This window comes from Streptomyces sp. ISL-99, assembly GCF_018614005.1.
GTDB lineage: Bacteria > Actinomycetota > Actinomycetes > Streptomycetales > Streptomycetaceae > Streptomyces > Streptomyces flavidovirens.
In genome coordinates this window covers 143,051-150,394 of sequence record NZ_JAGGPC010000006.1, presented here as the reverse complement: position 1 = coordinate 150,394, position 7,344 = coordinate 143,051, and the positions used below count along the sequence as shown (strand labels likewise).

9 protein-coding genes and 1 pseudogene are annotated in these 7,344 nt (G+C 69.5%); 5 read left to right on the top strand and 5 right to left on the bottom strand.

Translation table 11 applies throughout. The features are described from left to right. A pseudogene (locus tag J7E91_RS04220) lies at window positions 1–232 on the bottom strand (glucose-6-phosphate isomerase); the annotation flags it as partial. Between the two features lie 624 nt (window positions 233–856). Here J7E91_RS04220 and J7E91_RS35675 point away from each other — a divergent pair. Further along, window positions 857–1,327: a glycosyltransferase gene (locus tag J7E91_RS35675; RefSeq protein WP_251015175.1), complete on the top strand. Its 471-nt coding sequence runs from the start codon at window positions 857–859 to the stop codon at window positions 1,325–1,327. On the opposite strand, the gene J7E91_RS04210 is transcribed toward J7E91_RS35675, so the two are convergent. After that, window positions 1,305–1,658 (bottom strand): hypothetical protein, encoded by a 354-nt coding sequence (locus J7E91_RS04210; protein ID WP_214899200.1) that lies wholly within the window; start codon window positions 1,656–1,658, stop codon window positions 1,305–1,307. The two genes, J7E91_RS35675 and J7E91_RS04210, sit on opposite strands and share 23 nt — an antisense overlap. A gap of 393 nt (window positions 1,659–2,051) precedes the next feature. Here J7E91_RS04210 and J7E91_RS04205 point away from each other — a divergent pair, with 393 nt between their 5' ends. Both J7E91_RS04205 and J7E91_RS04200 read left to right on the top strand, forming a co-directional pair. Continuing rightward, complete coding sequence (locus tag J7E91_RS04205; RefSeq protein WP_214899225.1) at window positions 2,052–3,116, top strand: C40 family peptidase; 1,065 nt, start codon at window positions 2,052–2,054, stop codon at window positions 3,114–3,116. A 150-nt stretch (window positions 3,117–3,266) separates the two neighbouring features. Continuing rightward, on the top strand, window positions 3,267–3,416 hold the full coding sequence (locus J7E91_RS04200) for a hypothetical protein (RefSeq protein ID WP_214899199.1): 150 nt from the start codon (window positions 3,267–3,269) through the stop codon (window positions 3,414–3,416). Window positions 3,417–3,505: 89 nt separating this feature from the next. Here J7E91_RS04200 and J7E91_RS04195 read toward each other — a convergent pair whose 3' ends face one another. Further along, entirely contained in the window at window positions 3,506–4,093 is a 588-nt protein-coding gene (locus J7E91_RS04195; RefSeq protein WP_214899198.1) for a DUF1062 domain-containing protein, read from the bottom strand. A gap of 196 nt (window positions 4,094–4,289) precedes the next feature. Beyond that, window positions 4,290–4,832, bottom strand: a complete 543-nt coding sequence (locus J7E91_RS04190; protein WP_214899197.1) for a GNAT family N-acetyltransferase — start codon at window positions 4,830–4,832, stop codon at window positions 4,290–4,292. A 218-nt stretch (window positions 4,833–5,050) separates the two neighbouring features. Here J7E91_RS04190 and J7E91_RS04185 point away from each other — a divergent pair, with 218 nt between their 5' ends. Further along, window positions 5,051–5,644: an NADAR family protein gene (locus J7E91_RS04185; protein WP_214899195.1), complete on the top strand. Its 594-nt coding sequence runs from the start codon at window positions 5,051–5,053 to the stop codon at window positions 5,642–5,644. Window positions 5,645–5,648: 4 nt separating this feature from the next. Here J7E91_RS04185 and J7E91_RS04180 read toward each other — a convergent pair whose 3' ends face one another. Further along, the gene (locus tag J7E91_RS04180; protein ID WP_214899193.1) at window positions 5,649–6,872 is read right to left on the bottom strand and encodes an MFS transporter; all 1,224 of its coding nucleotides are present in this window, start codon (window positions 6,870–6,872) and stop codon (window positions 5,649–5,651) included. Between the two features lie 68 nt (window positions 6,873–6,940). Between J7E91_RS04180 and J7E91_RS04175 the strand changes: the two genes are divergently transcribed. Further along, window positions 6,941–7,333: a MerR family transcriptional regulator gene (locus J7E91_RS04175; protein WP_214899191.1), complete on the top strand. Its 393-nt coding sequence runs from the start codon at window positions 6,941–6,943 to the stop codon at window positions 7,331–7,333. Window positions 7,334–7,344: the final 11 nt, after the last annotated feature.

Genomic DNA, 7,344 nt, shown 5'->3' with positions numbered 1-7,344 from the left:
TCTTGGCCAGTACCTTGCCGAGCTCGACACCCCACTGGTCGAACGAGTCGATGTTCCAGATGGCGCCCTGGACGAACACCTTGTGCTCGTACAGCGCGATCAACTGGCCCAGCACAGAGGGGGTGAGCTCGTCCGCGAGGATCGTCGTCGTCGGGTGGTTGCCGCGGAACGTCTTGTGCGGCACGAGGTCCTCGGCCACTCCTTCCGCCCGCACCTCGTCGGGCTCGTGCCCGTCCGGCCCCTCGGCCCGCGTGTGCCGGGTGCTACTTCGGGACGGTCGCCGAGGCGTCGTGGAAGGGCAAGCTGACGGCGCTCGGCTTCGAGGAGGACCTGGTGGACCTCGCGCCACCGGCGGAAGGAGCGGATCGGGGCCAGGACCCGGGCCAGTTCTGGAAGGACTTCGTCCGCGGCACCGCACCGGAGTTCCGCAAGCCGACGATCCAGCAGCTGGAGACGTGGATCAGACCGGTGTGGGAGGAGCTGATCGCCGGCGCCCGTTACTGCGAGCCGCAGCTGAAGGAGATCATCGCCCGTACCCGCCCCGACGTCATCGTCGAGGACAACGTGGTCGCCTTCCCGGCCCTCCTCACCGCCGGTGCCCCGTTCGTACGGATCAACTCCTGCAACCCGCTCGAAATCAAGAGCCCCACCGTCCCGCCCGCCTTCTCCGGCTACCCGGCGGCCGACCGCACCGGCTGGGCGGCCTTCCGCGCCGAGTACGACCGCACCCACCGCGAGCTGTGGACGTCCTTCAACACGTGGGTGGTGGAGCAGGGCGCGCCGCCCCTGCCCGACCTCGAATTCATCCACGAGTCCGGGACCACGAACCTCGCTCGGCTCGGCCGACGTGGAGCTGATGCGCCGCATCATCGGCGTACTGGCGAAGACGCCGCACCGTTACGTCGTCTCCATGGGCCCGCTGCACGAGGAGATCGAGCTTGCCGCGAACATGACGGGCGCCGCATTCCTCCCGCAGACGTCGGTCCTGCCCCACGTCGACCTGGTGATCACCCACGGCGGCAACAACACGACCACCGAGTCCCTGCACTTCGGGAAGCCGATGGTGCTGCTGCCGCTGTTCTGGGACCAGTACGACAACGCGCAGCGCATGGACGAACTCGGCTTCGGTGTCCGGCTGGACCCCTACCGGTGCACGGCCGGGGAACTGACCGCCGCCGTCGACCGGCTGCTCACCGACACCGCGCTGCGCACCCGCCTGTCCGCCACGGGATCGGAGATCAGCGGCCGCGACGGCCTGCGCACGGCGGCCGACGCGATCGAGCGGTCGGCGGAGGCGACCGGACTCAGGTCCAGAGCACCGCGATGAAGATGTTCGCGACGGTCAGCCCGCCGACCGCGCCGAAGAGTGCCTTCTCGGCCTTCTCTTCGTCACGCTTGACGTACACCAGGCCGAGGATCACCACGAGGATCGCGAGCTTGATACCGATCTTGAGGTTGTTCACGGTCTGGCCGTCGGCCTGGTTGAGGCCCACCAGCGCCACGCCCGTGACGAGCATGGTCAGCGCGCCGTGCAGCATCGCCGGGCTGAAGCGGGCCGTGCCGGCACCCATCGCCTTCATCTGGGTCAGGAAGCCGCCGAGCAGCGCGGCGATGCCGATGATGTGCAGGGCGACGAAGACATTGATGAGTACGTCCATGAACCGGAGCCTAGCTCCGGCCATAGCAGGCCCGGCAGCCAGGTTCCCGCGCCATCGCCGTTTCGGTCGCGGAGGAGCGGAAGGTTCGCTTCCGGCGCGAGTCGGCCTCTCAACCCCGTGCACGCGGGGGCCGAATTCGACCACTGTCGGTCATTACGCCGCTCTTCCGTGACTCGCAGGTTTAGCGTCCTTCCCCAGGTGACCGACTCCCCACCGCCGCTCCTCCCCGGATCGGCAGTCGGACACCACCGCCGAAAATCCGGCGGCGGTCCCGTTCCCCTGTGCGGACCGCCGCCGGATGCGAGCGGCTCGACGTACAGCGACGTACGGCGACGTACGCGATGTACGACGCACGACGTACGACGTACAGGACGGAAGGACGTGGACGCCCTCGTGGCCACGCACCGAAAGCCCAAGCAGCGCACCCTCTCGGGCAACACCGCCCGCACCGCCGTCACCTTCGCGCTCGCCGGAGCGGCGAGCGCCGCCGCGTTCGACGGCATCGGGCACGCGGAGCCCGCCCTCACCCCCGCCCAGGTGAAGGCGAAGGTCGATCAGCTGTACCGCGAGGCCGAGGTCGCCACCGAGAAGTACAACGGCGTGAAGGAGAGGGCGGACACCGTCGGAAAGTCGCTGGACGAGCTGCGCGACGAGGCCGCCCGCAGGACCGGCCGCCTCAACACGGCCCGCAACGCGCTCGGTACGCTCGCCACCGCGCAGTACCGCACCGGCGCCGTCGACCCGGCCGTGCAGCTGGCGCTGACCTCCGACCCGGACCAGTACCTGGAACGCGCCGCGATCGCCGACCGCGCGGGCGACCGGCAGGCCGCGGCCGTCACCGGGATTCGGCGGCAGCTCGGCGAGATCGAGCAGGTGAGGGAGGAGGCGGGCGACCGCCTGGCCGAACTCAAGGCGCACCAGAAGGACCTGCGCAGGCACAAGGCGAAGATCCAGGACAAGATCGGCGCGGCCGAGAACCTGCTGTCCCGTCTCACGGCGGAACAGCGGGCTCAGTACGCACAGCAGGACGGCCACGGCGCCTCGCCCGCCACCACTGCCCGGGCCGACCGTGGCGCCCCGCGCGGCGGCCAATCGGCCGGCGTGCCCAACTCCCGCGCCGGGCAGGCGATTTCCTTCGCGTACGGGGCGATCGGCAAGCCGTACGTCTGGGGCGCCACGGGGCCGTCCGCCTTCGACTGCTCGGGCCTGACGCAGGCAGCGTGGAAGGCGGCGGGCGTCTCGCTCCCCCGTACGACGTATACGCAGATCAACGCCGGCCGGCGCGTCTCACGCCCGGAGCTGGCTCCGGGGGACCTGGTCTTCTTCTACTCCGGCATCAGCCACGTGGGCCTCTACATCGGCAACGGCCAGATGATCCACGCGCCCCGCCCCGGCGCACCGGTGCGGGTGGCCCCGATCGACGAGATGCCGTTCGCGGGGGCGACGAGACCGGCGTAGGGCTTCTGTGGCGCGGGTTCCGGGCCGGTGGGCCACGTCAGGCAGGTCTCGGACCCTTCAGACGGGGTAAGTGGCGTACATAGAGACATGGGCGCCGGCCACATGGGGCACCCATATCTACCTGCCACAACCGTGAACGGAGGGCCGACCATGCCGGGCATCATCAGCCGGATCAAGCAGTACGCACGCAGCCCGCAGGGGCGCCGGACGATCGCGCAGACACGCCGGGCGGCGTCCGACCCCAGGAGGCGCAGCCAGGCAAGGCAGCTGCTGGGGCGGCTGCGGGGCCGAAGGCACTGAGGGTGGGGGCGGGGCGGGCGCCCGCCCCAGTCGGGCCAGGGGCCTGTCCGGCAGGTCTTGCCGGACAGGCCCCTGGTGCCGAGGAGGGCTCAGCGCTTGAGCGTGAAGGTGAAGTCGCCGGAGAGCTTGCCGCTCAGCCGGACCGCCGAAACGAGCTTCCCCTCCATGATCAGTCTCTCGACCTCGGCCCGCGAAAGACCGCAGCCTTCAGCGATCAGTCGCACCGGCCGGACAGGGATCCGCGCCGCAAAGCGGACCGAGACGTCGATCTTCCCCAAGCTCTCGGCTTCGCTCGAGCAGGGGAGACCCCATCCGCGGTCCAGGTGATCCGATCCGCCGGTGTCGAGGCGCCAGGCGTTGTCCCAGTCGAGGGCGATGCGATTACGGCGCCGCACGTCCGGATCCTGGAGCAGCTCAGCTGTCAGGCCAGGGTCGTTGTCATGCAGCCGGTCCAGCAGCTCAGGTCGTACGGAGCGCACATTCATCCGCTCCAGGACCGTGAGCTTTGCGGTTTCCCCGCAAGCGGTACAGAGCGCGAGGAGCCAGGCGTCGATGAGCTTGTGGTGTGCGTTGACGCGAAATTTACCGCTTGCCCGGAAGCGCTCGGACGCGCACGCGTGGCAACGGCGGAGAACGAGCGGCAGGCAGGTGGGCACGACCACCCAGTTTTCGAGCACAGAAGTACACCGGTTTCAGTGAGAAGTCCGCAGCAAAAAGGAGCGCGGCGCACATGCGCGACGCGCGACGATTCAGCGCTCGGGAGGTCTCACAGGGTGTACAACGGCACGTCCTTGCCCAGACGACTTGGTTCGGCAGCACGGTAAGGGCGCACAGCGGCGCTGTTCCACTGGTTTTCGTGATGTGCCGGAGGCCCTAGCCCTGCGAGTCCGGCTTCCAGTCCTGGGCGAGGAGGCCGAGCAGCACCTCGTCCAGGAACTCGCCCATCACCCAGGCCGATGAACGCAGCACGCCCTCGCGTACGAAGCCGTTGCGTTCGGCGGAGCGCAGCATCGCGGCGTTGTCCGACAGCGTCTCGATCTGCAGCCGTTGCAGGCCGCGCACGACGAAACCGTAATGGCACAGCACCGCGACCACGTCGGTGCCGTAGCCCTTGCCGCGGGAGGACGGCAGCAGCCCCAACCCGATGTGCGCGGACCGGTTGTGGTTGTCGATGCCCCACAGCGTCGCGGTGCCGACCAGCGTGCCACCGTCCAGCTCCACCACGGAGAACGGAACGTGTCCTTGCTCCTTGTCGTCCACCACGAGCCGCGTGTCCTTCGAGCCGGGCGTGATCGGCCGCCACGGCCCTCCTTCGGACCGCGAGGCGTTGACCACGTCGTCGTAGAGCTCGGCCCGCAGGATCGGGATGTCGTCCTCGTGCCGGGCCCTGAGCCCGACCTTGCTGCCCCTTAGCATGCAAGCTTCCTGTCCGACCGGGCTCGGCGACGGCAATCCAATAAGGCGACTGCATCGGGCGGGGCAACGCTGCCGGGAGCGGCGGGACTTGCGGGGTCTCGTCGTCGCTCGGCTCTGCACGGTCGAGCAGGCACTGAAGACACGACTCACCGCAGGTGGGAACGTTGGAGCCGTCAATTGCCTTGAGGCGTCCGGCTCCGGTGTGTGACGGTTCGGCCATGTCGAACGACCATCGCGCTCGCCCCTCTCTCCCCCGGTCCGTCGAGGAGGCCATCGCCGCAGAACAGGGAGCAGGCCCCCGGCAACGCCTCCGCTACCTCTACTTCTGGGGCCACCGGCCGACCCCCGGCACCGCCGCCGGTCCCGGCTGCCTGAGCCAGTGGTGGCCCGTGGAATTCACCGAGGACGGCCGCACGTACCGCTCCGCCGAGCACTACATGATGGCGCACAAGGCGTGGCTGTTCGGGGACGCCGAAACCGCCGGCAGAGTCCTTCGGGCCAAGACGCCCGGCGAGGCCAAAGCCCTGGGCCGGCAGGTCACCGGCTTCGACGAGGCGATCTGGCGCGAGCACCGCTACGGAATCGTCGTACGCGGCAACATCGCCAAGTTCGGCCGGCACGACGCCCTGCTCCAGTACCTCCTCGCCACCCGTAACCGCGTCCTGGTCGAGGCCAGCCCGCTGGACCCGGTCTGGGGCATCGGCCTCGCAGCCGACGACGCCCGCGCCACGTCACCCACCACGTGGCGCGGACTCAACCTCCTCGGCTTCGCCCTGATGGAAGCCCGCGAGACGCTGGCCGAGGCGGCATAAGCGCTCACGAGACCCTGCTCGCCCGCCTCGCCGGGAAGCCGTGCACCCGCGCGGCGAGCACCACCAGCAACACTGGCACCAGCAGCACCAGCACGCTCCACGGGAAGGAAGTTGAGCCGAGGCTGTCGAGGAGGATCCCGCCGGCCACTCCGCCGCCCGCCATGGCCGCGTTCCACAAGGTGACGAGCATCGCTTGCGCGGCGTCGGCGGCGTCGCCGCCCGCGTCGCCCACGGCGGTTTGCAGGAGGGTGGGGGCGCCTCCCCATCCGAGCCCCCACAGCGTCACCGCGACGTACACCATGGCGGGGCTGTCGGCCAGCACCGCCAGGATCGCCGCCGCCCCAGCGACCAGGAGGGTGCTGACGACGGTGAGGGCCCGCAGCCGGCGGTTGATCTGCGCGCCCACGATCCAGATGCTCACCAGGGACGCGGCGCCGAAGACCAGCAGCACGAGGTCGGTCGAGTCACCCATGCCGAGCCGCTCCAGGAACGTGGCGATGAAGGTATAGAGGATGGTGTGCGCCAGCACGAAGACGAAGGTGACGAACAGGACCGGCGTTACGCCCGGGACGCGCAGCGCCCGCAGAACCGGAGTCCGGCGGCCGTCCTGCCGCCGCTGCCCGGGATAGTCCGGGACCGTCGCGGTGATCCAGCCGAGCAGGACCACGGTCAGCGCGGTCATGATCAGGAACGCCGCTTGCCAGCCGAGTGCGTTGCCCAGGAAGGTCCCGGCCGGCACTCCCAGCGACAGGGCGACCGGAATGCCGGCCATGGCGATCGCGATCGCTTTGCCTTCCAGGTGTACGGGCGCCATGCGGCGGGCGTATCCGGCGAGCAGCGCCCAGGCCAGACCGGCGGCCACTCCGGCGACGAAGCGGGCCACCATGGTCAGGGAGTAGTTCTCCGAAAGTGCCGTCACCGTGTTGGCGGCGGCGAATCCCGCCATCGCTGTCAGCAGCAGGCGCTTGCGCCGCCACCCCGCGGTGGCGGCGGTCAGGGGGATCGCGGTGAGCGCGGTCCCGATCGCGTAGACCGTCACCGTCTGCCCCGTCGCGGACTCGCTGACGCCCAGGTCGGCGCTCATCGCGGGCAACAGGCCGGCGGGCAGGGTCTCCGTCAGGCTGGTGATGAAGACGGCCGTGGCAAGCGCCAGCAGGGCGGGCAGTGGCAGCTTCTGGGTCTTGAATTCGGCTTGGGGGCGGGTGAGTTCCGTGGTGTGGTTTCTCATGCCACTATGCTCGAACCCTCACATTGATGTGAGGGTCAACGCGGCAAGTGAGATGTGAGGCACGCCACATGCGCATCGGAGAGCTGTCGGAGCGCACCAACACACCCCGGCGACTGCTGCGCTACTACGAGGAGCAGGGCCTGATCGCCGCCGACCGCTCCCCCAACGGCTACCGCGAGTACGACGAACGCTTCGTGGACCGCGTCATGCAGATCAGAGGACTGCTCGACGCCGGACTGCCCACCCGGATCATCAAACAGATCCTCCCGTGCCTCGACAAGCCCCGCGTCATCCACTTCCCCGACGCGACACCGGAGATGCTCGCCACGCTGCAACGCGAACGCGACCGGATGAACGCGCGCATCGAATGCCTCATCCGCAACAGGGACGCCATGGAGGAGTACCTCGATGCGGTAAGCGGCACCATGCGCCGGGGCGCCGCCCGCGAAACGTCCGCGTGACGGTCACAGGG